This window comes from Collinsella aerofaciens (assembly GCF_039758815.1).
Taxonomy (GTDB): Bacteria; Actinomycetota; Coriobacteriia; order Coriobacteriales; family Coriobacteriaceae; genus Collinsella; species Collinsella aerofaciens_BP.
The window spans coordinates 19,025-42,821 of the sequence record NZ_JBDMSK010000012.1; the positions used below are offsets into that span (position 1 = coordinate 19,025).

The 23,797-nt window shown below is 61.9% G+C and carries 27 protein-coding genes and 1 tRNA gene; 18 read left to right on the top strand and 10 right to left on the bottom strand.

Annotated elements, in window-relative coordinates:
* Nucleotides 1–446 precede the first annotated feature (446 nt).
* The gene (locus ABHT90_RS06520; RefSeq protein WP_346981997.1) at nucleotides 447–1,265 is read right to left on the bottom strand and encodes an exodeoxyribonuclease III; all 819 of its coding nucleotides are present in this window, start codon (nucleotides 1,263–1,265) and stop codon (nucleotides 447–449) included.
* 113 nt (nucleotides 1,266–1,378) lie between these two features.
* Between ABHT90_RS06520 and ABHT90_RS06525 the strand changes: the two genes are divergently transcribed.
* The 3 genes from ABHT90_RS06525 to ABHT90_RS06535 all read left to right on the top strand — a co-directional run bounded on the left by ABHT90_RS06525 (nucleotide 1,379) and on the right by ABHT90_RS06535 (nucleotide 4,661).
* Nucleotides 1,379–2,131: an NAD-dependent protein deacylase gene (locus ABHT90_RS06525; RefSeq protein WP_346981998.1), complete on the top strand. Its 753-nt coding sequence runs from the start codon at nucleotides 1,379–1,381 to the stop codon at nucleotides 2,129–2,131.
* A 94-nt stretch (nucleotides 2,132–2,225) separates the two neighbouring features.
* Nucleotides 2,226–3,959, top strand: a complete 1,734-nt coding sequence (folP, locus tag ABHT90_RS06530; protein ID WP_346981999.1) for a dihydropteroate synthase — start codon at nucleotides 2,226–2,228, stop codon at nucleotides 3,957–3,959.
* Complete coding sequence (locus ABHT90_RS06535) at nucleotides 3,960–4,661, top strand: hypothetical protein (RefSeq protein ID WP_346982000.1); 702 nt, start codon at nucleotides 3,960–3,962, stop codon at nucleotides 4,659–4,661.
* Between the two features lie 195 nt (nucleotides 4,662–4,856).
* On the opposite strand, the gene ABHT90_RS06540 is transcribed toward ABHT90_RS06535, so the two are convergent.
* The gene (locus tag ABHT90_RS06540) at nucleotides 4,857–5,630 is read right to left on the bottom strand and encodes a type III pantothenate kinase (RefSeq protein ID WP_346982001.1); all 774 of its coding nucleotides are present in this window, start codon (nucleotides 5,628–5,630) and stop codon (nucleotides 4,857–4,859) included.
* Nucleotides 5,631–5,826: 196 nt separating this feature from the next.
* On the opposite strand from ABHT90_RS06540, the gene ABHT90_RS06545 reads away from it, so the two are divergent.
* The 4 genes from ABHT90_RS06545 to ABHT90_RS06560 all read left to right on the top strand — a co-directional run bounded on the left by ABHT90_RS06545 (nucleotide 5,827) and on the right by ABHT90_RS06560 (nucleotide 10,717).
* Nucleotides 5,827–5,903 (top strand) — tRNA-Met (locus tag ABHT90_RS06545).
* Nucleotides 5,904–6,107: 204 nt separating this feature from the next.
* The gene (locus ABHT90_RS06550) at nucleotides 6,108–8,885 is read left to right on the top strand and encodes a class I SAM-dependent DNA methyltransferase (protein WP_346979229.1); all 2,778 of its coding nucleotides are present in this window, start codon (nucleotides 6,108–6,110) and stop codon (nucleotides 8,883–8,885) included.
* Entirely contained in the window at nucleotides 8,878–9,801 is a 924-nt protein-coding gene (locus ABHT90_RS06555) for a hypothetical protein (protein ID WP_346979228.1), read from the top strand. Before ABHT90_RS06550 ends, ABHT90_RS06555 begins: the two co-directional genes overlap by 8 nt.
* Entirely contained in the window at nucleotides 9,779–10,717 is a 939-nt protein-coding gene (locus tag ABHT90_RS06560; RefSeq protein WP_346982002.1) for a restriction endonuclease, read from the top strand. The genes ABHT90_RS06555 and ABHT90_RS06560 overlap by 23 nt, the downstream gene beginning before the upstream one ends.
* A gap of 51 nt (nucleotides 10,718–10,768) precedes the next feature.
* On the opposite strand, the gene ABHT90_RS06565 is transcribed toward ABHT90_RS06560, so the two are convergent.
* The 3 genes from ABHT90_RS06565 to ABHT90_RS06575 form a co-directional block, all read right to left on the bottom strand.
* Nucleotides 10,769–12,121, bottom strand: a complete 1,353-nt coding sequence (locus ABHT90_RS06565) for a tyrosine-type recombinase/integrase (protein ID WP_346979225.1) — start codon at nucleotides 12,119–12,121, stop codon at nucleotides 10,769–10,771.
* 315 nt (nucleotides 12,122–12,436) lie between these two features.
* A complete protein-coding gene (locus ABHT90_RS06570; protein WP_346979224.1) occupies nucleotides 12,437–12,646 on the bottom strand; it encodes a hypothetical protein in 210 nt (69 codons plus the stop codon).
* Complete coding sequence (locus ABHT90_RS06575; protein ID WP_346979223.1) at nucleotides 12,647–13,879, bottom strand: hypothetical protein; 1,233 nt, start codon at nucleotides 13,877–13,879, stop codon at nucleotides 12,647–12,649.
* A gap of 151 nt (nucleotides 13,880–14,030) precedes the next feature.
* Here ABHT90_RS06575 and ABHT90_RS06580 point away from each other — a divergent pair, with 151 nt between their 5' ends.
* The 8 genes from ABHT90_RS06580 (at nucleotide 14,031) to ABHT90_RS06615 (ending at nucleotide 20,123) form a co-directional block, all read left to right on the top strand.
* Nucleotides 14,031–14,225, top strand: a complete 195-nt coding sequence (locus ABHT90_RS06580) for a helix-turn-helix domain-containing protein (RefSeq protein WP_346979221.1) — start codon at nucleotides 14,031–14,033, stop codon at nucleotides 14,223–14,225.
* A gap of 58 nt (nucleotides 14,226–14,283) precedes the next feature.
* Nucleotides 14,284–14,490, top strand: a complete 207-nt coding sequence (locus tag ABHT90_RS06585; RefSeq protein ID WP_346979219.1) for a hypothetical protein — start codon at nucleotides 14,284–14,286, stop codon at nucleotides 14,488–14,490.
* Nucleotide 14,491: 1 nt separating this feature from the next.
* Nucleotides 14,492–15,730: a VapE domain-containing protein gene (locus ABHT90_RS06590; protein WP_346979218.1), complete on the top strand. Its 1,239-nt coding sequence runs from the start codon at nucleotides 14,492–14,494 to the stop codon at nucleotides 15,728–15,730.
* Between the two features lie 266 nt (nucleotides 15,731–15,996).
* Nucleotides 15,997–16,545, top strand: a complete 549-nt coding sequence (locus ABHT90_RS06595; protein ID WP_346979217.1) for a hypothetical protein — start codon at nucleotides 15,997–15,999, stop codon at nucleotides 16,543–16,545.
* Nucleotides 16,538–16,885 carry a plasmid mobilization protein gene (locus ABHT90_RS06600; RefSeq protein WP_346979216.1) on the top strand — a complete coding sequence of 116 codons (348 nt, stop codon included), beginning with the start codon at nucleotides 16,538–16,540 and terminating at the stop codon, nucleotides 16,883–16,885. The genes ABHT90_RS06595 and ABHT90_RS06600 overlap by 8 nt, the downstream gene beginning before the upstream one ends.
* Nucleotides 16,886–16,898: 13 nt before the next feature.
* Complete coding sequence (locus tag ABHT90_RS06605) at nucleotides 16,899–18,854, top strand: type IV secretory system conjugative DNA transfer family protein (protein WP_346979214.1); 1,956 nt, start codon at nucleotides 16,899–16,901, stop codon at nucleotides 18,852–18,854.
* 10 nt (nucleotides 18,855–18,864) lie between these two features.
* Entirely contained in the window at nucleotides 18,865–19,833 is a 969-nt protein-coding gene (locus tag ABHT90_RS06610) for a relaxase/mobilization nuclease domain-containing protein (RefSeq protein WP_346979213.1), read from the top strand.
* A gap of 38 nt (nucleotides 19,834–19,871) precedes the next feature.
* Nucleotides 19,872–20,123, top strand: coding sequence for a hypothetical protein (locus ABHT90_RS06615; protein ID WP_346979212.1), 252 nt, complete (start codon nucleotides 19,872–19,874; stop codon nucleotides 20,121–20,123).
* Between the two features lie 471 nt (nucleotides 20,124–20,594).
* Here the strand turns inward: ABHT90_RS06615 and ABHT90_RS06620 are convergent, their stop codons facing one another.
* Together ABHT90_RS06620 and ABHT90_RS06625 are read right to left on the bottom strand one after the other, a co-directional pair.
* Complete coding sequence (locus ABHT90_RS06620) at nucleotides 20,595–21,197, bottom strand: hypothetical protein (protein ID WP_346979210.1); 603 nt, start codon at nucleotides 21,195–21,197, stop codon at nucleotides 20,595–20,597.
* Nucleotides 21,198–21,201: 4 nt separating this feature from the next.
* Entirely contained in the window at nucleotides 21,202–21,501 is a 300-nt protein-coding gene (locus ABHT90_RS06625) for a DUF2958 domain-containing protein (protein ID WP_346979208.1), read from the bottom strand.
* Nucleotides 21,502–21,839: 338 nt separating this feature from the next.
* On the opposite strand from ABHT90_RS06625, the gene ABHT90_RS06630 reads away from it, so the two are divergent.
* Nucleotides 21,840–22,070 (top strand): hypothetical protein, encoded by a 231-nt coding sequence (locus ABHT90_RS06630; protein WP_117847931.1) that lies wholly within the window; start codon nucleotides 21,840–21,842, stop codon nucleotides 22,068–22,070.
* Between the two features lie 43 nt (nucleotides 22,071–22,113).
* Here the strand turns inward: ABHT90_RS06630 and ABHT90_RS06635 are convergent, their stop codons facing one another.
* Both ABHT90_RS06635 and ABHT90_RS06640 read right to left on the bottom strand, forming a co-directional pair.
* On the bottom strand, nucleotides 22,114–22,515 hold the full coding sequence (locus tag ABHT90_RS06635; protein ID WP_346979206.1) for a hypothetical protein: 402 nt from the start codon (nucleotides 22,513–22,515) through the stop codon (nucleotides 22,114–22,116).
* On the bottom strand, nucleotides 22,512–22,829 hold the full coding sequence (locus ABHT90_RS06640) for a hypothetical protein (RefSeq protein ID WP_346979205.1): 318 nt from the start codon (nucleotides 22,827–22,829) through the stop codon (nucleotides 22,512–22,514). Before ABHT90_RS06640 ends, ABHT90_RS06635 begins: the two co-directional genes overlap by 4 nt.
* A gap of 202 nt (nucleotides 22,830–23,031) precedes the next feature.
* Here ABHT90_RS06640 and ABHT90_RS06645 point away from each other — a divergent pair, with 202 nt between their 5' ends.
* Together ABHT90_RS06645 and ABHT90_RS06650 are read left to right on the top strand one after the other, a co-directional pair.
* The gene (locus ABHT90_RS06645; RefSeq protein ID WP_346979204.1) at nucleotides 23,032–23,220 is read left to right on the top strand and encodes a hypothetical protein; all 189 of its coding nucleotides are present in this window, start codon (nucleotides 23,032–23,034) and stop codon (nucleotides 23,218–23,220) included.
* Between the two features lie 20 nt (nucleotides 23,221–23,240).
* Entirely contained in the window at nucleotides 23,241–23,552 is a 312-nt protein-coding gene (locus ABHT90_RS06650; protein WP_346979203.1) for an HNH endonuclease, read from the top strand.
* Between the two features lie 20 nt (nucleotides 23,553–23,572).
* Here the strand turns inward: ABHT90_RS06650 and ABHT90_RS06655 are convergent, their stop codons facing one another.
* Entirely contained in the window at nucleotides 23,573–23,701 is a 129-nt protein-coding gene (locus ABHT90_RS06655; protein WP_346982003.1) for a hypothetical protein, read from the bottom strand.
* Nucleotides 23,702–23,797 lie beyond the last annotated feature (96 nt).

Consider the following 23,797-nt stretch of genomic DNA (forward strand, 5'->3'; position numbering starts at 1 on the left):
CGCAGACCGACCATACCGGCATTTTTCGAAAATAGACGAGCCATCTACCTGCGGCTTTATTATTTCGGAATTGCGTATGGCTGGGGGGTTTGCGGTTCAGCCCCGTAAACCGGCATAGTTTTGAAATGGCCGGCATATATTGCTGTCGTCACCGATCTCAGAGGGCCGAAAGGATCCGTTTCCCCGTCCCTAAGCGGTCGCTGGGGATGCCCGCCACGAAACCAGCCCATCTACTACGTTTAACCCGATACCTCCAACCATACCCGCGTTTTATGAAAAACCGCAGGCTCTCTACCTGCGGTTTTCTTTTTGCGTTGTTCGCTGTGGTTGAGGGTGGTGGCTTAAACGTAGTAGATGAGCCAGTTTCGTGGCGAGTGGGCCACGTGGATGCCCTCGCGAGGTGAAAATGATCCCTTTTCCTCCGTCCCCGGGGGATCATCTGGGGGTTAGAGCTCCAGGGCGAGGGTGACGGGGCAGTGGTCGCTGCCGAAGATGTCGCCGCGGATGCCGGTGTCGCGTACGTTGCCGGCGATTGCGTCGCTTACCAGGAAGTAGTCGATGCGCCAGCCTGCGTTGTTCTTGCGGGCATTAAAGCGGTAGCTCCACCAGCTGTAGACGCCCTCGACGTCCGGATTGGCCGCGCGCCAGGTGTCGGTAAAACCGGCGTCGAGCAGCTCGGTGAACTTGCCACGCTCCTCATCCGAAAAGCCGGCGTTGCCGCGGTTGGACTTGGGGTTCTTAAGGTCGATCTCCTCGTGCGCTACGTTAAAGTCGCCGCAGGTTACGACGGGCTTGCCGGTCTCGCGCTCAAGCGCGCTCAAAAAGCCGCGGTAGGTATCGTCCCAGGCCATGCGCACGTCGATGCGGGCGAGCTCGTTTTGCGCGTTGGGCGTGTAGACGTCGACAAACCAAAACTTGTCGAACTCGAGCGCGCAGACGCGGCCCTCGGTTGCGGCCTGGGCGACGAGCTCGGCCGCCTCGCCCTCGCCGGCGTAGGGCAGCAGCGCATCGGCGCGCAGCACGCGCAGCGGTTCCTGGCGGCTAAAGACCGCGGTGCCCGAGTAGCCCTTGCGCTCGGCGTAGCTCCAGGTTTGGTGATAGCCAGGCAGGTCAATATCGACCTGGCCCTCCTGCAGCTTGGTTTCTTGCAGCGCCAGGATATCGACATCGAGCTCCTGTGCGATCTGGATAAAGCTCGGGTCTTTTTTGAGCACGGCGCGCAGGCCGTTGACGTTCCACGAGGCGAAAGTGTAAGTCTGAGGCATGGTGTCCTTTCGACGGGGTTGGCAGGCTTAAGATTAGCGCAACAGGGGCGGGGCGGAGTCCGCGAGTGATGGTGCAAACGCCGCCGTCCCGGAGACACGGACGGAGGACATATATGACGCAGGCAATATCGGACCCCAAACAGGCCTCCGCTGCGCTGGCGGAGCTGTTCGAAACCCATAGCCACGTGGTCTTCTTTGGCGGCGCGGGCGTTTCCACGGCAAGCGGCATTCCCGATTTCCGCAGCGTGGACGGTCTGTATCACCAGCGGTTTTCCTATCCGCCCGAGACTATGCTCTCGCACAGCTTCTATGAGGCGCATCCGGCGGAGTTTTTTGACTTCTACCGGACCAAGATGATCTCCCTTAACGCCAAGCCCAACCGCTGCCACGCTAAGCTGGCCGAGCTGGAGCGCGCCGGCAAGCTCGACGCCGTGGTGACGCAAAATATCGACGGCCTGCATCAGGCGGCTGGTTCGCGGCGCGTGTTTGAGCTGCATGGCTCGGTCCACCGCAATATCTGCCAGACGTGCGGCGCGGTCTACGGCGCCGAATGGATTTGCGCGCGCGAGCACGAGGATGCCGCGGGCGTGCCCGTGTGTCCCGCGTGCGGCGGTCGCATCAAGCCCGATGTGGTGCTCTACGAGGAGCCGCTCGACGAGCACGTACTGACCGGCGCCGTTGCTGCCATCGCCGCAGCCGACGCCCTCATCGTGGGCGGGACCTCGCTCGTGGTGTATCCGGCGGCGGGCCTCACGCGTTACTTTACTGGCGATACGCTGGCCATTTGCAATTTGGCGCCCACCGATCAGGATGCAAATGCCGACCTGCTGATTTCTTGCGACATCGCGGCCGCGTTTGCGTTCTAGCCCGCGCGCGCGGATACAATAGAAAGACTGATTGCAAAGCGACCCCGCCGCCAGCGCCCGAGCGCGGCGGCGTGGGCATTTTAGGAGGATGTTCATGGCGAACGACAGCAAGACATGGCGGTGCGGAAAGTACGAGCTCAGCTTTGACCGTCCGCGCATCATGGGCGTCCTCAACGTGACGCCCGATTCGTTTAGCGACGGCGGTGAGCACTTTGACCAAGATGCCGCTATCGAGTACGGCCTGGCGATGCTCGATGCCGGCGCCGACATCATCGACGTGGGCGGCGAGTCCACGCGCCCCGGCTTTACCCCGGTCAACCCCGACGAGGAAGCGCGTCGCGTGCTGCCCGTCGTGCGCGCGCTGGCCAAAGAGGGCGCCATCGTCTCGATCGATACGCGTCATGTGGCGGTTGCCAAGGCGGCTGTGCGCTGCGGTGCTTCGATTGTCAACGACGTGACGGGCTTCACCGATCCCAAGATGGTTGAGTTCGTTAAGACGAGCACCTGCGGCGTCATCGTAATGCACGCCGGCGAGGTCGCCGCGCCCGCACGCACACACGCGACGGTGCAGCTCGATACCTCGGCTGCGGCGTTTGTTGCCGAGAAGGCGCGCGAAGCGGCTGCCGAGGCTGCGCGCGAGGCCGAGAAGCCGGCCCGTCGCCGTCGCGGCAAGTTGCTGGGCGAGCCCAAGGTTGAGGCCAAGCTTCCGGGCGGTGTGGTACAGCCCTCGCTGCCGTTTGGCGAACCGGAGCCCGCGCCCGAGTCCGAGCCAGAGACGCCGGCTGCCGAGCAGACCGCTCCTGCCGCCGAGACTGCAGAGCCCGAGACCGTGCCCGCAGCTACCGAAGCCGCACCAGAGCCCAGCGACCACCTGGCCGCCATGATGCGCCGCAGCGCCCGCCGCGAGGAAGCCTACGTGCCCACCTCGCAGCTCCGCCGCTTTACCCTGCCCGATTCTGCGCCCATCATGCGCCGCGTCATGGGCTTTCTGTCCGACCAGGCCCGCACGCTCATCCATGCCGGCGTGTCGCGCGACCGTATCTGCATCGATCCCGGCCCGGGCTTTGGCAAGACGGCCAACGAAGACATCGTCATCCAGCGCGAGACCGCCAAGATGGCGTCGCTGGGCTATCCGCTCATGTGCGCCGTGTCACGCAAGCGCTTTGTGGGCGCCGTCTCGGGCGTGACTGAGGCCGCCGCGCGCGATGCCGCCACGTTTGGTGTGTGCCTGGGCGCCATCCAGGCCGGTGCCAACGTCGTGCGCGTGCACGACGTTGCGGGCTTTGCGCAGTTCCTGAACGGTTACTGGGCCGTTGCCAAGCCGCAGCCGCGCCGCGCGTTTGTGGCCGTGGGTTCCAACCTGGGGCATCGCTGCGACAACATCCGCGCTGCGCGCGACATGATTGCCGAGATCCCGCTCACCTGCGTGTCCAACTGCTCGCGCATCTACGAGAGCGAGCCGGCCTACGAGACGCGCCAGGACGCGTTTGCCAACGCCGTCATCGAGATCAAGACCGAGCTGGCGCCGCTGGTGCTGCTCGACGAGCTCATGAAGATCGAGGCCGAGCTGGGGCGTGACCGCTCCAAGAAGGCCAAGGTCAACGGCCCGCGCACCATCGACTTGGACCTGTTGTGGATGGACGGCGAGACCCATGGCGGCAAGAAGCTGCGCCTGCCGCATCCGCTGATCGGCGAGCGAGACTTTGTGCTGGTGCCGCTCGAGGACCTGATGCACGACCCGGCGCGGTTCTTCCGCTACAACGGCGTCGAGGTCAAGGAGCCCGAGGATCGCGTGGGCCATATCGTGGGCGAATTGGGGCGTATGTAGATGATCGAGATGAATGCTGTTGCCGCCGGTACCGAGCTTGACGCGGCACGCGACGCGGGTCGCGAAGGTGTGTCCGCGGGCTGGTGTGCTTGGAGCGCGGGCGAGGCGTCGTTGACGTTTTCGCTGGTCGTGCGCCCCGATGTGAACATGCACGCCTTCCACGGCCTGCCGTTTGTGGCCGCAATGGGCATGATGGACGCGCTCGCGGGCGCGGCCGCAACGCCGGGCCTGGGGCTTGCCGGCAAAGTGGGCATCCAGTGGCCGAGCGACATCGTGTGCGGCGCGCCTGCGTTTGAGACGTCGCTCGCGTGCGTCGCCGTCAACGGTGGTGCCGGTGCTGCGGGCATGTTTGCCGCGGTGACGGTTGATGTTGAGCGTGCGGCGCTAGGCGAGCTCGGCGTGGATATGGCCGACGAGGTGCTGGTCGAGGTGCTGGCCGCGGCGGTGCTCGCTCGCATTGACACCTGGGCGGTTGTTGCCAACACGCCGCAGGGCGCTGCCGGCCCGCTGGCCCCGGTGCTGGGTGAGTACTTCGATATGGTGCCGCTGCTGGGTCGTCAGGTCGCGGCGGTGTCGCCCAACGGCCTGCCGCTCGCGGTCGGCGTGTTTGCGGGTCTGGACATCTGGGGTCGCGCAACCATTAAGACCGACACCGGCGAGCAAGAGTTTCCGCCCGAGGCCGTGCGCATTCGCGGTCTGTAGCGCAGGGCGCCAGCGCCCAAAGATAACGATGACAACGAAGCCCTCTTCGGCCTGCACCGGGGAGGGCTTTCGCGTGACTGCAGGGCGGCATCTCGGTCCTATTCCTCAAAACTGAAAAATTTTCGTTTTTGAGGAATAGGGCCGATGCGTTGCCTAGTTCGCCGCTCGCGCTCGTGCTCGACTTAGGTCCCCGTCCTACCCCAGCTCCTGCATGCGGCGGTAGATTTCGCAGATGCCTTTGATGGTGAGTTGGCCGTCGACTATGTCGAAGGCGTCGGTCGAATCGGCGACGATGCTGGCGAGGCCGCCCGTGGCGATAACGGTGGCGTCTTCGCGCCCCAGCTCGCGCTTCATGCGCGCGACCAGGCCCTCGGCCATGGCCGCGGCGCCCGTTACGGCGCCGACCTTGATGCACTCCTCGGTATCGCGGCCGATGGCGTGCTCGGGTGCCTCGAGCGGAACGCTGGCGAGCTTGGCGGCTCGGGCGGCGAGCGCGTCCATCGAAATGCGGATGCCTGGCGCAATCGCTCCGCCAATGTAATAGCCGTCCTCGTCGATGACGTCGATATTGGTCGCGGTGCCAAAGTCCACCACGATCGCCGGGGCGCCGTAGAAGGTCTCGGCAGCGACGGCGTTGGCGATGCGGTCGGCACCAACGGCCTGGGGGCGCGCCGCCCGCAGCTTGGTCACGGCCGCCGTCTGCGGCCCAATGACGATGGCGTCCGCGGCAATGCGGTCGGCCACGGCGTGCCACTCGCGCGAGAGCTGCGGCACCACGCCCGCAAAGGCGATCGCGTCGACCGCATCGAGCGAAAGGCCGTACATCTTAAAGAAACCCATCAGGCGCACATGGATCTCGTCGGCGGTATAGGAGCGGTCGGTGGGCATACGCCACGACTGCACCAGCTCGTCTCCGTCAAACAGGCCCATGGCCGTCTGCGTGTTTCCCATATCGATAGCGAGCAGCATGTCTACTCCAGGTGTCGGCGTAAAAGGACGCGCACCATTGTATACGCGCCGCCGACGGCGCTCGGCTGCGATTCGTTTGCGGTGATATGGACTGAGGGGTTTAAATATGAAGGAATTATGCTCTACGAGATTTTCCTTGCCGTTTACCGAACTCCCACGTAATATTCTTTCTTGCGCACATGAGGCGCCCAGACATTGCGGGGTGGAGCAGTCTGGTAGCTCGCCGGGCTCATAACCCGGAGGTCGTAGGTTCAAATCCTGCCCCCGCGACCAAGACTTTTAGCAGCTCAGAGGCATTGTTCCTCTGGGCTGTTTTCTTTTGGCTAAATAGTGCGGCGAAGAAATAGCGAAGAAAATAAGACGGAACCACGCACAAAGAAGCCTACCGGAGTGCAATAAAGCCAAACGCTGGTAAAAAAGACCGGACTAGCACGTAGAATCTTTCTTAGTGGAAAAGGCTATCAAGTGAGGGTCCGTATGCCGGGGAAGAAAGCCGATGCAGAAGCTTTTGCAAGCAGGTGGGCGAACAAGGGGATCGAGAACCAGGACACCCAGCGGTTCTGGATCGACTTCTATCAGAACGTTCTGGGCGTGGAGGATGCGGTCTCGAGACTTGAGTTCGAGAAGCCCGTTTCCACCGACGCAAGCGCGCACGATGGGTATATCGACGTCTTCATACCGTCGGCCAAAACCCTTATCGAGCAAAAGTCGCTGGGAATCGATCTTGCCAAGGAGGAGACGCGCCAGGGCCGCAAGGTGACGCCCGCGAAGCAGGGCAACGCCTACGCCCAGGGTATGCCGCTCTCGCAGCAACCGCGCTATATCATCGCCTGCAACTTCTCGGATTTCTGGGTCTTCGACCGCGAGAGAGATTCACTCTGCCGGGAGCCTCTCTTCAGGTTGTCGCTTGCCGAACTTCCGAAGAACCTCGCCGCCATCCAGTTCCTCAAGGGCGGGGCGGAGGCCCCGGCCACGATCTCCCGCGCCGTTTCCGTCGAGGCCGGCAAGATCATGTCGAAACTTCACGACCAGGTCGCCGAGGCGTTCGATGACCCCGACGCGCCCGAGAACCACCATGCGCTCTCCGTGCTCATGACGCGTCTCATGTTCCTCATGTTCTGCGAGGACTCGGGACTCGTGGCCCCCAACGCCTTCCGCGACTACGTCTCGCACTTCCAAGCGGGCGATCTCAGGCGAGGTCTCAAGGACTTGTTTGTTTGGCTCGACACCAAGGACGAGGACCGCGACAAATATGCCGAGTCCTGGCTGAAGAAACTGCCCTACATGAACGGTGGCCTCTTCCGCGAGAAGACGGAGATTCCGCCCCTGTCCGAGAACTTCCGCCATACGCTCATCGTCGAGGGGTGCCAGGAGTTTGATTGGTCGGGCGTGAGCCCCACGGTCTTCGGCTCCATCTTCGAGGGGGCGCTGTCCCATGACCACCGCCGCGCAAACGGCCAGCACTTCACGAGCCCCGAGAACATCCACAAGGTCATAGACCCGCTCTTCCTCGACGGCCTCAAGGCCGAGTTCGACGAGGCGTGCGCGAAGCCCGTCGCGGGCGGCGCGAGAACCCGTGCGCTCAAGGATCTTCACGAGAAGATCGGTGGCATCTCCATCCTCGATCCCGCTGCCGGATCGGGTAACTTCCTCACAGAGAGCTATCTCTGCTTAAGGCAGCTCGAGAACCGTATTCTCTTCGAGCTCCAGGGCGTGCAGGCGTCAATCAGTTTCGAGGAATCCGGAGACCGAGATGTTCTGGTGAGCCTAAGGAACTTCCATGGTATTGAGCTGGAGGACTTCGCTTGCTGCGTTGCCCGCACAGCGCTCTGGATCGCTGAGAAGCAGGCGGACGCTGACACCGCAAAAGTGACTCAGCGCGTCTACCAGGAGTTGCCGCTCAGGGACTACGAGGGCATCGTCAACGCGAACGCTCTCCGCATCGACTGGAACGATGTCGTCCCGTCTGATGAAGTTGACTACATTCTCGGAAACCCCCCATTTATCGGTAATGCGCGTCTCGAGGATTCCCAGAAAGAGGACCGTGCCAACATATTTGGGAAATCGGCCGGATCGCTGGATTATGTAGCTTGCTGGCATAAAACGGCCTCGGAGTATATGGCGGGACATCACATCCGTTGCGCCTTCGTCTCAACAAACTCTATCTGTCAGGGCCAGCAGGTTGAGCCCCTTTGGAAGCCCCTGTTCGAAAACGGGGTTCATATTGACTTCGCATATCCGACTTTTGAGTGGGACTCTCAGGCCTCAGATGAAGCGCACGTCCACGTAATCATCGTCGGCTTTTCAAGGGAGCACATAAAAGAAAAGGTGTTGTTCGATCGGGAAGGGACCCCAAAGGTTGTTGGCAACATAAATGGATATTTGGCCCCAATTAAAGATATGTTCGTATCTCGTCGTTCGCGGCCCCTCTGCGACGTTCTTCCAATGGTTAGAGGTTGCCAGCCAACCGATGATGGGAACCTGCTCCTTAGTGCAGAGGAAAGAGATGCCCTTGTCGCACGTGAGCCGGAAGCGGAGGGATTGATCCGCCCGTTTTCAATGGGTGCAGAGTACATAAAGGGTACTTCGAGATATTGCTTATGGATGGATGGCATCGACCCCGCAGTCCTCACAAAGATGCCGATCACGAGGGAGCGAGTGCAGCGTGTTCGCGAGTTTAGACTCACGTCTACAAAAGAGGCAACTCGTCGAAAAGCAGAGACTCCGTGGCTGTTCGATGAGGTAAGGCCGCCTCAGGAAAAGAGTTACATTGCCTTCCCCGCTGTGTCCTCGGGCAGGAGGAAGTATGTCCCAACGGGTTTTGTAACCAACGGAATGATTCCCGGAAATAAGATTTACTACGTAGACGGTGGCGGACTATATGAATTTGGAATACTGACAAGTGCTATCCACAACTGCTGGATGCGTGCGGTCTGTGGGCGTTTGAAAAGTGACTTCAACTATTCCAATACGATCGTATACAACAACTTCATTTGGCCGAATTTGACAGATTCGCATAGGGCCGAAATTGAAATGTGCGCCCAGGCCGTCCTTGATGCCCGCAGCTCACATCAGGGGTCAACTCTCGCCGACATGTACGACCCAGACAACGAGTTTCTCTTTCCGGATCTCATGAAAGCGCATGCGGAGCTTGATGCAGCAGTTGAATCGGCGTATGGCGTCGACTTTAATGGCGACGAAAACAAGATCGTCGCTCATCTGTTCAACCTGTATGCCGAAAAGGTCGGTGAGTAGCGTGAAGGGGAGTGCCGTAAAGCCGAAAGAGGGAGCGGAGCTATCCGATCCCGATTCCGTGGAGGAGGGTATCAGGGACCTAAAGGCCGAAGCTGATCGGCAGGAGGAGGAAGCCCAGAGATATGCCATTGCTTTCCTGAAAAAGGTGATGAGGCTGAAGGGCGTGGCGATCGAGCGCGACCGTTTCCTCCGTTCTGAGTTCCGGAAGCGAGGCGTCTCGGAAGAGCGAGTGGAGCTCGCGATTTCAGCAAGTCCGGCTGCCGCTGGGGTGGATTCCAACCTTGTCGACTCTATTGCTATGGACGTTATTGATTTCGAGACGAAGAAATCGACCGTTCTTTCGTTCTCCGCGGGATTACCCGGCGGGTTAGCGATGCTCGGAACGATCCCGGCGGACGTGACGCAGTACTATGTCCACGCCTTTCGAATCATGCAGAAACTGGCGTATCTCTACGGCTGGCAGTCCTTCATCGACGATTGCGACGAGATGGACGATGAGACCTTGGCGGCTTTTGCCCTTCTCCTGGCCGTGATGGTCGGAGTGAGCGGGGCCAACTCCGCGTTGACGGCGTTTTCCAAAACGGTCCAGTCGAATATCGCCAAGAAGGTCGCCAACAAGGCTCTTACGCAGACAAGCTACTACCCGATCATCAAAAAGGTTCTTGCCGGAATCGGCGTCAAAATCACCAAAAGCAGTTTCGGCGACGCGGTGAGCAAGGTCGTTCCGGTCGTCGGCGGTCTCGTCTCGGGAGGCCTCACGTTCGTCAGCCTCAAGGGCGGGTCGAGGAGACTTGCAGGGGAGCTCAGGTCATTGCCGCAGGCGACAGGTCCCTTGACCGCAGCGGCGGTTGATTCTTTTACTGATTTTGCCGAAATGAAGGGGATGATGAGCGATGACGATGCCCAAATGGCATGAGACCATGCGGCCCATCCTTGAAGCGCTGGCGCATGTCGATGGATATCTGGCAGGCAACGACCTCCAGGATGCCGTGGCGATCGAATTCGACATGACCGATGACGAACGGGCCGAGCGTCTCAAGAGCGGCCAGTCGAGACTCTACAACCGCGTGTACTGGGGTATCACCGATTTGGAGAAGGCTAAGCTCCTGGAATACGGCGAGAAGAAGGGAACCTACCGTATCACCGATGCCGGCAGGACGTACCTCTCTGATTATCCCGGACCCATTACAGCCAAGGGTCTCTATGAGAACTGCATGGCATTCAAGAAGTGGAAAGACGGCTATCAGGCCGCAAGCAAGGCCAAAAACGCTTCAGAGCCCGAGGGCGTTTCGACGCTGGAGGACCAGGAGTCCCCTCAGGAGGCGATGGAGTCTGCCTACGGCGAGATTCGCGACGCGCTCGCCGACGACCTCATTTCGATCATCATGGGAAAAGATCCGTATTTCTTCGAGCACCTGGTCGGAAAGCTGCTCGTGGCGATGGGTTACGGCGAGAGCCTGGACTCCCGTGCCGACGTCACCAAAAAGAGTGGTGACGAGGGGATAGACGGCGTCGTCCGTGAGGACCGACTCGGATTTGGAACCATCTGCTACCAGGCTAAGCGGTGGGATCCGCAAAGGACGGTCGGACGGCCGGAGGTTCAGGCATTCGTCGGGGCGCTTTCCGGAAAGGGCGTATCGAAGGGCCTTTTCATCACCACGGCTCGCTTCTCCAAGGATGCCCGCAAATATGCTGAGGGCCTCCTGGGGCAGACGGTCGTGCTCGTCGACGGCCCCGCGCTCGCCGGCCTCATGATCGACTACGGCGTCGGCGTGAGCACGAGACAGGTCTACGAGATCAAGGCCGTTGACACGGATTTCTTCGAGGAATGACTGTCTTGGTAAGTTTGTCTGCGGACCCGGGCCACATCAGCGGTTGCTAGATCAGCCTGCCCTGAAGCCGTTCGTTGGGCATTTCGTCGCGCCGGGTAGGACCTTGATCCCGTTGCCGTCGTAGCCGTGCCAGCATGCCCCGATCCCCGCGTCGTCCGGGGACACGGTCCAGTAGCGGCAGTAACGGCAACGCGCTTCGTTCTTGTCGGGTGCCAGCAAGTCGCCAAAGGCCTCGGCCGCAGCGCGCTTTGCACTGTCGTCCGTATGAGAATAGCGTTTCAGCATTTCGACTGTCTTATGGCCGGTAATCTGCATCGTCGTCGCCATGTCGACATGGCAGTCCCTTTGCAAGATGCTGGTCGCGGTATGGCGCAGTCCGTGTATTGTGATCTCCGGCGGCAGATTGTAATTGTGCTTCTGTAGCCTGAACCACTTCTCGAACGATGTCTTAAGGGTGTGCTTGCCCCGCCTCGCCTGAACGATGGGGGTCGATCCAGTCTGGCTCAGGCCGACGCGTTCGAGCTGGGCCGCCTGCAATTCCTTCCACTCTGCTAGGACGTCGACCAATATCGGGGGGCAGGGGTCGTTCCTCACGTCCCCCGTTTTTGTCTCCTTGGTCTCCTGGCTATCCTTTTTCATCGCCTTGCTGATGCGGAGGGTGCCGCTGGAATAATCCGCCCAGGTCAATGCGAGCATTTCCGATAAACGTGCGGCGGTGCACAGGCAGATAAGGAGGCCGACGCTCTTCGCCTCAAGCCCTTTGTCAAGCACGGACCCGATGAATGCGCGGCACTCATCAACCGATAGGGCATATTTCTCCTCGGTGTCCCTTTTGGGTTTGTCGACATCCTTGCAGGGGTTCGAGCCAATGTAGCCGTATACGACCGCTCGGTCGAAGACCAGGGACAGGGTGCTGTGTATGTGCTGGAGGTACGTGCCACTGACGGGCGCCGCCCCACCGTTGCGGCGGTCGTTGCTCCGGAGGCCGGAGTACATGGCGTTAATGTCCTTGGGCCCGATGGCGCTTATTGGCATGCTTCCGATATACGGATCGATTCTCTTCAGGTGGGTGCGGTAGTCCTTGATGGTCCGTTCTGTGACCGCCTTCTGTTTCTCTCGGTCGGCGACGAAATTCGCCGCGAATGTCCGGAAGGGCTCCGCCTCCTCCTTCGCCTTGGCATCTTTTTTCATCCTATGGGCGGGCACCTCGGCGGCGGTGCCGCCGTGGTAGATGAAGTCGTTGATCTCCTTGATTGCCGCGATAGCCTCTGCCTCTGATGGGAAGTTTTCGTTGTAGACGCCGTACTTTCCGGTTTTCTCGTTGAACCCGAGGGGGAACTTGATCTGGGCCCGTCCGTCTTTGTAGACACTGTAGGAGCCCTTGTTGCGCGGGACCTTGGCCATCTCTTTCCTTTCCGGTTATCGATATAGGACACGGCGAATCCTTCAAGCGTGAGGGCGTCGCCCTCGGAATGCCCTTTTGCCCTGCGTCTCCACTCGGGCACGTCTTGGGGAAGGCCTCCATGATAGACATAGTCGTTGATGGCCTTGATCAGCGCGATGGCCTCGGCCTCCGAAGCGACCTCTTCGCGATATTCGTCGTAACGCTTCTTGCGCTCATTCCAGCCGAGCGGATACTTTACCTGCCAGGAGTTGCCGCCCGCTCTAGATGCGTAGCTTCCCTTGTTACGAGGCACCGTCGCCATGCCAACAGACCCCCTATTGAATAAAAATAGTTGCCACGCCGGCGACGGCAAACGCGAGCGCCGCGAACAGAAGCCCGAAACCGATCGACGACATAGCCAAGTCGCGCCAAGACGCCTCGACCATCGAGCCCCGATCCCCGAGCTTCCTGCGGACCACTTGATACAGCAAGGTTGCGGTGGCGACCGCCAGCCACACCGCGCCCGCGATGATAAACGGATTCATCTAGAGCCCCGCCTTTCGATTCGAATACTGCGTCCTGCACGACGGGGAACAGAACTCGCGCCTCTTCCCCCTGGTTTTGACCAAAATGCCGTTTCCGCAATTTTTGCACGTCGTGGGGACACAGCCGTATCGGTAGAAGATAGCCCCGAACATCGCCGCCGCCGTCGAGTGGAAATGGTATCTGGGCACCGGCACATCATCGAAGATCGAAGGCCCGCCTACAGACCACCCAAGTCGATCGCCGTCCTTCGTCGTCAGCCCGGCCAGCATTTTGGCAACGGACTCCACGAAGGCAATGGCCTCGTCTCTCTGGGTACCCCCGTCATCGATACCGAGATACAGCTGGGTCTTCTCGACCTCCGGCTTCCAGCCGATGTCGAAAAACGGTGCGCCCTCGCCGGTCTTTATCTGCGCGGTTATCAAAACCGCGTTGGGAACCGATCCGAAAAGAACCTTACTCTTTCTCGGCCTAAGATCGAGGATGCGCGTCTCAAGCGGATTAATGACCATATAGGAAAAGACGTTCTTGAACCACTTGGTCGAGTAGTTGAGAGTCATATCGAAGGAGGAATTGTGCTGGAACGGCAGAACGTAATAGGAGTCCTTGAGCTCCCCAGTAATCCACCAGCGACGTTTCTTTTCGAAGCGCTTGAACCCGCTTTTCTCAAGGACGTTCTCATGCCCCGACATGATGTTTGCGATCAACCTGAGCAGAACCGAACCGAGATTTCGGCATAGGACGACGTCCCTCAAGGGTTCAATCACAACGACGCAGCCGGGATCTTCTTCCCGCCATTTCTTCAACTCGTCAAGACCGTTGGACTCAATAAGCCCATGGCGATTGAGGTCGCGAGCAATGGAGGCCTGAGAGGGATAGAGTGACGAAGCACTGCCCGTCGTAGACATCCCCTCAAGGCACAGCTGGAGATAGAGGAAGTCTTCGTCACAACGGGTGAAACCACGCTCGCCGCCGACGGACTCCTCCACGACCTCGATGGCCTCGTCGATAGACAACCGCCTATTCTCCTCTTTATAGATGCTGCGGTCGATGAGGGGACCAGACTCCGAAATGGCCGTGACGAGCTCGTCGAGAGTGCCCCAGCGCATGAGGCGCTCCGCAAGTTCGAAGTCCATTGGAGCCGACTTCTCCGCCGCCTCAACCCCACGAACCACCTCGACCAGGGAGTGGAATCCGGTGCTTCGGTTCCTCGCGATGAATACTTTTCTAGCCATTACTTAATCAACTTTCTAAATAAAGCTTTATAGCGATGTTGGTTTCAACTTTAGCCTTTATCTATATCTCATTTCAATTTGATTTTTATTTTACCTTGTTTCTCTTTGTTAAGAGTGTACAATGGAATTAACGAAAAGAGAGGAGGTATATATGGACAAGCTTCTGACCCTCGAGGAGTGCGCGCCCATCCTGCGCTGTAGCTATTCCAAGGTGTATAAGATCGCGCGCGCCGGCACGTTGCCGTTCAAGCAGATTGGCAACGCATGGCTCATTCCGCGCTCCAAGCTCTACGCCGCTCTCGGCCTCGCCATTGACGACGAGGGCGGCGAAAAGAAAGGCCGCTAGCTCCCCGACCAAAGTTCGCTAGCGACCGACTGCCCCCTAATCTACGATAAGGAGAACCATGAAGGATTATAGCGGCCTCAACGCCGCGCGCTTGCGCACGCTCCTGCGCGAGCACGATCTCGACCATCCGCTCACGGATATGGACCTCGCGCTCCGCATCCTCGACATCGAGAGCCGCCTCGACGGCATCCGCGAGGATATGATCGCCGTCGACACCACACTTCAGGACCACGGCATTGAAGTCCATTATTCCTGGGAGGCCTAGCATGGCCGCCCCAGATAATGCCCGGTCCGTTCCCGGCGCGCCCGTGCCGCAGCCGCAGGAGAAGAAGGCCCCGACCGTTCATCAGGTGGTCGCGGCCATTATGTCCGATGGCATTCCGCTTGCCTACAACGAGCTCGCCGACGCGACCTTCGCGCTCGGCCCCACGCCCTGGAACGGCGTCAAGGGCGTCCGCTCCTGGACGCCGCTGGACGACGCCGAGCTCTATGCTCACCTCCAGGACACAATTGGCCTGCGCTCCGACAAGACTCTCGACCATGCCATGACCATCGTCGCCTATGGTAACTCGTTCAATCCGCTGACGCAGATGCTCGACGGCCTCAAGTGGGATGGCGAGAAGCGCGCCGGCACCCTGCTGCACACCTACCTCGGCGCGGACGACTCCCCGCTCACGGTTGCAATCGAGCGCCTGTTTCTCTGCGGTGCCGTGAAGCGCGCCTTCCATCCTGGTTGCAAGTTCGACTACACCATGGTACTTGCCGGCCGTGGCGGTATCGGAAAGTCGACTTTCGCGCGCCGCATCGCCCTCGACGACCGCTACTTCTGCGACAGTATCTACGACCTCGGTAACATCAAGGCAACGGGCGAGGCCCTGCGCGGCAAGTGGGTTGTTGAGCTCGCCGAGCTGACTGGAATCAGCGGCCGCTCGCTTGAGGCGGTGAAGGCCGGCCTAGTGCGCCAGACGGACACCTTTCGCGTAGCCTACGGCAAGCGGTCGACGGACTTCCAGCGCCGCTGTGTCTTCGTCGCTACGACCAATACCATCGGCTTCATCGCCGAGAAGTCGTCCGGCGCGCGCCGTTTTCTCCCCGTACTCTGCGGCACGGTCGAGCCTACGAAATCGGTGCACTCAGCTGAGTTTGCCCACGACGCGCGCCAGGCTATGGCCGAGGTCGTCTACTGGATGAAGTCCGGCGACCCGCGCTTCAGCGCGGTGCTTTCGGCCGAGATGGAGGGGGAAGCAGCGAAGCGCCGCGAGGGCTTCCTCGAGGAGGACCCGCGCACGGACGCCATCAACAGCTATCTCATCGCCCATCGCGACCATCCGGTTTGCACTCACGAGATCGCCGACTACGCCCTCCGCCAGGAGTTCACGCAGAAGCTCGCCAAGGACATCAGCGCCATCCTCACCGACCAGTGTCCTGGATGGCGCTTCGATGGAAAGCGCAAGTGCGGCCCCTACGGCAAGCAGCGGTGCTGGGTTTACGACCCCCGGCGCTAGTGCCAGCGGTGCCGATGTCAATGGCCGCCGGCACCGCTGACGCTACGGTTAGCTGGGATTTTCCGCGCGGTGCCGATGGTGCCGCGCCAAGCCCAGGATTTTTGCGTGCGGTTGAGGCGACCGCCGGATAGATTTCATCGACCAATCGGCACCATCGGCACCGTCATGCCGAGCCGCCCTTCCGACCAGCAGCGAACCGAAATACCTGTTATTTGCAGACCGGCACCGACCGGTACCGGTCTGCCTCTCCAAGAAAGGAACGATTCATGAACACTCTCGAAGAGAAGATCGCCCGCATTCCCGTCCCTGGTTACGCCCGTCGTCATGACGGCTACCCCAACCCGCTTCTCAAACGCGAGGTTGATGCGCGCATCGAGCGTCTGTTTGGCACTTCGACCATGACTGCCCTCGACTATATTCGCGCGGCTGACCCGGATATTCGCTTCTCGCCGGCAACCGTCCACGTTCACGGTCTGGGCATCAGGCTTATCGAGCGCGGTGGGGTTCTCTACATGGTTTCCAAGGCCTTTGCCGAACTCAACGGAAGCAACGTCCCCGGATGCGGTCTCCAGCTCATTGTAGGCGGCGACTACGACCAGGTGGGCATCCTCTATACCGCCGGAATTGACGCGAGCGGGCCGGAGGAGGCTTTCGCGCGGACCGCGTATCTCGTCGAGCTCGGCGTGCCCTGCGATCCTCTTGCTGTCGTCCCCGCCTATCTCCAGCCCCACATGCCCGTGAAGAGCCCGCGCAACATGTACCTTCTCTCTAAATACGGTGCCGACCTCGAACGCGCCTGGAAGTTCCATGAGTAGCAAGGCGAGGGATGGGCGCGTATACGTCAGGGTCAGCAGCGAGGAGCGCGCCGCCATCGTCCGTCGCGCCCGTGCGGCAGGTCTGAACGCGAGCGAGTACATGCGGAGGCGCTCGCTCGTCGACGGTGACCGGCCCGTGATTGAGACCGACGCTGAGACATTGAAACTGCTGTACCGCGATCTCAGGCTAGCGGGGTCCAACCTGAATCAGCTGTCGCGTGAGGTCCACATCACGCATGATCCTGGCCGTATCGCCCCGTTCCTCGATGCCGCGCTCGTAAAGGTCGGAGACGCAGCCGATGCCGTATCGGGCTTTCTTGCCGACGCGAGGAATGTATAGGAAGGGGATTTTCATGAACGATCTCAAGTTCAACGCGGTTCTTTCGGCTTCTTTCGCCGCCGCCCTCACCGTCGCATGCTATCCACTGACGGCACCCGTAATCTCCTGCGTTTTCGATTCACTCCCGGTCGATTGGCTCTCCTGGCTCGACTCCATCGGCTTAGACATGTGGTCGGCCTTCTGGCTCTCGGGAGCATGGCTCGGCCATATCCCGTTCATGTTCGCCGCGTTCTGCCTCCTCTTTCTCTTCCTCCTCGGCTATGTGGCCGCTAAGGACGCCGGGCGGACCCGAAGCGTCGACGACGGCATATACGGCGACGCCCACGTTGTCCGGGGCGCGGCGGGGCTCAACCGGGCTAACGATTTCTGGGATGGTCGCGGAACGCCGGCGAAGGCCGGCCTCGTCCTCGGCGCGACAGCAAAGGGTTATTGGTTCGATTCGTCCGTGCCTCATGCTCTGACCTGCGGAAAGACAGGTTCCGGCAAGACCCAGCTGCAGGTGCTGGAGACAATGCACCTGACGCTTGCGGCCGGATGGAACGTCGTCTCGACCGGCAAACCGGAGGTGCTTGAGCTCACGGCCGAAAAGGCGCGGGAGCTCGGCTACGAGATCGTCGTCCTTGATTTGACGGGATATCCGGGTGCCAGCCGGTACAACCCCATCGGGCTCGTCGCCGATGCCGTCGAGGCGGGCGACACCGATGCCGCAGTGAGGACTGCCCGGCAGGTTGCCGTCGATCTCATTCCCCTCGGCGGGGAGAAGAACACCTATTTCCCCAAGGCCGCGCGCAACATGCTCGCCGCCTGCATCCTCGTCGTCTGCACGGCCGACGTCCCGCGTAAACAGAAGAACCTTACGAGCGTCGCCGCGCTCGTCGAGCGCGGGACCGCCGGCGACGACCCGAAGGATCCGTCTGCTTCCCTCAAGGACTACATCCGCGGACTCGGCCCGACGCACCCGGCGTTCTCGCCGGCGTCCGACCTCCTCGGGGACGGCGGGGCGACGACGGCGGGCAAGAACGTCGTGTCCACCCTCAAGGAGGCCCTGAGCATCTTCTCGGACGGGGCGCTCCGCGCCGTGACGTCCGAGAGCAGCGTGTCGATCCGCGACCTCATCGAGAGGAAGACGGCCGTGTACATCGAGATGCTCGACGAGGGGGACCCGTACGGCGTCGTCTATACCTGTTTCCTCAACCAGTGGTGGCAGGTGGCGCAGCAAGTATGCAAGGAGAGCGGCGGCCGGATGCCGCACGAGACGGCTCTCGTGCTCGATGAGATCGGCAACCTTAACGTCAAGGTGGCGTGCCTGCCGGCCATCGCCACACTCGGACGAAGCATGAGAATCCATGAATACCTCTTCGTTCAGAATCTCAAGCAGCTGAATTCGTACAACGAACCCGGCGACGGCGGGGCCGGACGCGACAAGCTGGTCGGCTCCGTCGGCACCAAGGTCGCCCTGTCGCTTTCGGAGCCCGAGGATTTCAAGTTCTTCACCTCGCTCGTCGGAAAGCGCACGGTGCGCTCGATGGGGACGTCCAGCCAGAAGGGCCAGGGCCGCACGTCCGTTGGAACGAGCTACAACGAGGCGGCCGTCCCCCTGATCAACGAGTGGGAGTGGCAGCAGCGCATCCCCATCCGCGACGGCCTCATCGCCGTCAAAGGTGGTGAGAACTCGAAGCCCGGGCGCGAGGGCGTGTTCGAGTTCCCGCTCGACTACGCCAGCCGCACCCCGGCGGGCCCGTTCTTCGGGCTTGGCGACGAGCAGGCCGAGCGTGCGAAGCGGGTCACTTACTACACCCGTGCCAAGGCCGCAGCGGAGGGCGATGCGTACGAGGTTCCGGAGCCGTGGTGCCCCGAGTTCGAAGCCGGCAACGGAGCGGACGATGACGAGGTCGCGCCCGACGACGTGTTCAAGGCGGACGAGGACAACGCGACCCTTTCGGACGAGTGGGCCGCATGGGACGAGTAGGGGGACGGACATGACGGCTATCAAGCAGGTGGCGATCACGAGCGCGCAGCACATGAAGAGTTTGTCGGGCTATCTCGACCGAACGAGCGAGAAGCACGATGCGCTCGACTTCGACTCGCAGAACCTCAACGAACCGGAGAACTGGGCCAGGGAGATGGACCGTACGCGCGAGGCCTACGGCCACAACGAGCCCGGCCGCAAGGGCTCGAAATGCACCTACTGCTACCACCAGATCATCGCGTTCAACCCTGACGAGTGCGACGTCAACGGGGGAAAGATGTCCAGGGATGGCTGCATGGAGTTCGCCCGGGAGTGGGTTGCCCGCTACTACCCGAACCAGGAGGCGGCGTGGGCGCTCCATCTGGAGCACTCGAAGGACGGGACCGACCGGTACGCCGTCCATATCGCCATCAACCGGACCGACCTCTCGACCGGAAAGCGCCTCAACGACGGCAGGTCGTCCCGTCAGAAGACCCTCCACGCGGCGAGGATGCGCGAGATGGACGAGCGTTGGGGGCTCTCCCAGCTTGAGCGCGGGGCGCGCAACAGCCGCGTTCACGCCCGGCAGGAGTCGAGGGGCGAGCGGCGGGCCCGCGAGATCGGCTCGAAGGCAGCCCCGGGCTTCGAGACCGACCAGGACCATGTGCGCCGGGTCGTGCGCGAGAGCGTTCGCGAGGTCGCGGCGTCCGGCGCGCCGAACAGGATGCGCGCGCTCAACGAGGCCTTGGAGCGGAGGGGCGTCCACATGCGCCTCAGCCGCGACCGGAACCTCGGGGAGCGCGACCTCGTCTTCGAGTACCGCCCGACATACGACCGCAGGGATGCGCGCGGGCGCGCCGTCAGGAAGGCCGCGATCAGCGGCCGCAAGCTCGGTCGCGGCTTCACGAGGGGCGGCATACAGCACGCCCTGGGCATCGGTGCCGCCGTCTACCGGATGGCGGAGAGGTCGATGGACGACGGCCGGGACAACGAAATGTAGAAGGGTGCGAGATGCGCCCGGCGAGAGGAGTAATGGCTATGGAAATCAACATCAAGCTCGATGCCAAGCTCAAAATGCGCGATGGCATAGCCGAGCTGAGGCTTACCGACAATGTTCCGGATTCTCCCTGGTACCAAGATGGCGCGGGGAGGGATTTCTTCGACGCTCTCTGCCGCGTCGATGGAGATGGCGGGGGATTCCGCGTGCGCCGCGCTTCCGGTCACACGGCCGTCCTCGTGGTGCGCGACACGGGCATCGATACCGGTTGGGCGAACGAGCGACAAGCTTAATCGGCACATCTTGAAGAGGGGCCTTGGCCCCTCTTCTCGTCTCCCGGGACCGGAACGCAACAGGCGTCCCGCAAGCCCGGGGGACGGCCCCGCAGGGCAAGATATCTGTGCGTACGCGGAGGCTGCAAGTCGCCGCGTACGCACAGATACACATCTTGCATGTCCCGAGAAACGTGGGGCGAATAGCAGGAGTGCAACGGGACAGGTGAGCGGAGGTGCAGTGATGGCGACCCATGGGAGCCATCGAACGGAGCCGGAGCGAGAGCCGGCGGGGCGTGTGACACGGCGGGGCGATCGCGAGTTGAAGCCGAGTGATTGGCCCGCCGTTCACGGCCCGCCGGCGGCAGCCCGGGGTTCCAAGGGGACTCGTCCCTTTGGCGCACAGGGGTCCGGGGACGACGCGAAGCGTCCCTGGGAGACGCCGCGAGGGACACGCCGTCGCCGGCATGCCCGTGCGGGCGGCGGCCGGGGCTACTCCGCCCCGGCCGTGAAGACCGTCCGGCCCGTCTCGCAGTCGATGGTCTCGGCGTCCCCGAAACCGACCCGGACGGCCGCCCATCCGCCGGCGGCTGCCAGCGCGTCGGCCTCGGACCTCGCGGCGGCAATGATGCGCTCGAGCTCGGCCGAGCCCGCCGGCGCGGTCCCCACCTCGAACGCGCCGCCGTCGCCGCCCGACTCGTACTCGACGACGACCGTCGAGCCGAGGGCCTCCTCGAGGGTCTCGCTCAGGCCGCCCATGCCGCCGAGGGCGTGCTCGGCGACCGTGGCCAGCGGGTAGCGGGCCATCCCGGACGCCGCCGAGCGGTCGGCCATCCGGACCGTGCCGGCGGCCTCGAGCGCCTCGAGGAGCGCCGCGGGCGCGTCGGCGTCTATGGCGATGTTGCCCCGCCCGCGGCACCACTCGGCGGCCGCCGGCACGTTCGCCGTGAGCACGCCCCACTCGGCCATGTAGCCATCGGAGCGCGGGTCCGTGGCGTCGAGGAGGAGGACGGCCAGGCCGCCGTCCACGTACTCCCCGGCCACGAGGGCGAGGCGGACCGCCTCGCCCATGGAGTCGAACTCGACCGTCACCATGCGGCTACCCCCTCCTGACGGCGCTGAGCGGCTTCGGGGAGAAGTGCTCGTCGCGCTCGACGGCGGCAAACCCCATCTGGCGGTTCAGCTCCTCCATCTCCTTGATGCTGAAGTAGCCGAGCTCGTCGTCGTAGCCCTCGACGAGGCCGAACGCCTCGTCCGTTCCGTCGAACTCGAGCAGCCACCAGTCCCATCCGTTCACGCACGAGAAGTAGTGGGCGTAGACCGTGGGGTCCTCCGCCCCGTCCTGCTCGTAGAGCCTCGGCACCGTCTTGGCGATTTTCTCGGTCATCAGCTGCTGCATGTCTTCCTCCGTTCCGGGCACATGGCCCTCAACATCTCGCCCCTGCGGGCAAAGCCGAATGGCGACGCCGCGCGTCGTCGTCGGCTTTGCTCCCTGCAAAGCCATGCCGGAGCGAAGGCCTGTCAAGGTCCTCCATGACGGCCTCCACCAACCGGAGCGGAGCGGAGGTTTGTGCGGGGCCTCATGGAGCGGCCTTTACAGGGCGCAGCGGAGGCATCACCCGGCCACGGAGCCGTGGCCGCCGTCGGCGGATGCCGTAAAATGTAAAACGCTGTTTATGCTGGCCCGAACAGCACCTGCTATCATCGCCTTTCTCGCATAGAGAGGATTGTTTCGGCATGGAAGAACGTCATGTCACGACGGGGGACGGGCCGAGCGAAGCCGCTCAGCGGCTCATGGACGGTATCGGGGTATTCTCCGAGATCGAGGATTATGGCAGAAGGATTGAAGTCCTCGCCGAGGCCATGTCGGTCGGGATCAGGATCGCGGACTACGAACTGCTCGCGGCATGCGGTGCGCTCCTCGCGGCGACGAGGAACCGGAGCGAGTGGACCGGAGCTTGGCTCTAGCCGACGTCACCCTCTGCGTTCCGCATGACGACCCAACCCGCGTTCACCGGACGCGCGTGTCGGCAGGCGGTGCGGAAACGTCGTTCTTCGAGCGGGTGTTCTCGAACGCCCAGACCCACCATCGCAGGCGGTCATCTGCCCCGTGAATGGGGTCCTCCCTGTGGTAGTGCTCCAGCATGAGCTGAGTGGTCCAGCCGCCGAAGCGCACCGTGTAGACCGCCGTCTGCGCGTCGTGGATGACCGCGCCGAAGGGGTCTATTCGAATGATTTCGTCGATCGTGAAGCCGCGGCCGTCCGGCCAGCAGACGCGGACAGGCACCGTCGTTCCGTCGGCGTTAGTGCGGGCGTAGACGTCTACGTACTGCTTATGGACGCGTCTGCCGGGCTTGTCGCCGTTGGCGCGAACGGTGATGCCGCCGCCGAAGTCCTTTGTGTGGCCTATCACTCGGGCATCACCGCCATGCCGCCACCGCGCTCGACGAACCAGTCGCCGTGCTCCCACCAGACCGTTTTGCGCTGCTTCGCGATGCAGACGTCGTAACGCACACAGAGGTTACCGAAGATGGCGCGGCCGAACTCCTGGCGGGCGTAGATGCTCTCAACCTTCCAACTGCGGCCGTCCGGCCAGTGGATGGTGACGGGATCGGACGGGCCGTGGTCGGGGTCGTCCGCGCCGTTGGCGTCCACGGGGATGTAGATGCGCTGTGCATCGGTGGGTATGCCGCAGGTTCCCGCAAGCGAGTGCTTTTTCATGATCATGCGCGTACCCCCGAACATCCGTTTGTATCTCACGGGCTTCATTGTCGAACGAATGTTCTTGATTGTAAAGCGAACGTGGTGTGGGGGTTCGGTGTGCGGTGTCCGGACGGAGGGGCATGGATGTATCGCGTGGAAAGCGCCCGCGATCCGGAAGACCCGCGTCTTGGTATCATTTTGCCATCCTTGGGGAAGGAAGAATGCCATGACTCAGCTCTATGAGATAGACGGGTACCACTATATAGTCGACCTGACGCCCTATTTCGTTCTCGGCGTGCTGGTCATAGCCCTGGTCTGTGCAATCGCGGTCCTGGTTCGCAGGATTCTGGCGAGCCCCTTTAGGTATCCCTACTACGTGGCCCGCTTCGATGTGTCTGGCAGGCCAACTACGTGAAGACGTCCTACAAGGTGTCGATGGATGATTCCGAGCTTGACGTGAACTGGGAGTGGATCGTCGAGCGCCGTATCCGCCTCGCCGCCATCAACGACGAGGCGACGCTCAGGGACTATCACGCCAAGAACCAGCGAAGGCTGATGACGAAGCAGCTGCGCGAGCAGATCGCCCGCCGGGACAACTACACCTGCCAGATATGCGGGAAATACATGCCGGACGGCGTGGGCCTGCACGTCGACCATATCGTGCCGGTCGCGAAGGGCGGCAAGACCGTTCCATCCAACCTGCAGGTGCTCTGCTCGAAATGCAACGGGCGGAAGGGCACACGGTAGCGGCGCGTTGCAGACACGCGCTATTCGTCGAAGAAATCGGTGTCAACGGCCTTGATCTCGTAGACCTGTCTCGTGCTCACGCCGACGCCGTAGTCGATCATGAGGCCGCGCAGCGGAGGTGCAACCCGGTCGCGGGGCCGTGGGCACATCTCGGCGGATGCCGAGTTTGGTTTCCCAGCGCGTTTTCCCCGGAACGTAAACTATGGTTTACGTCTGCTGTGCAGGTATTCCTATGCTCTTGGCTG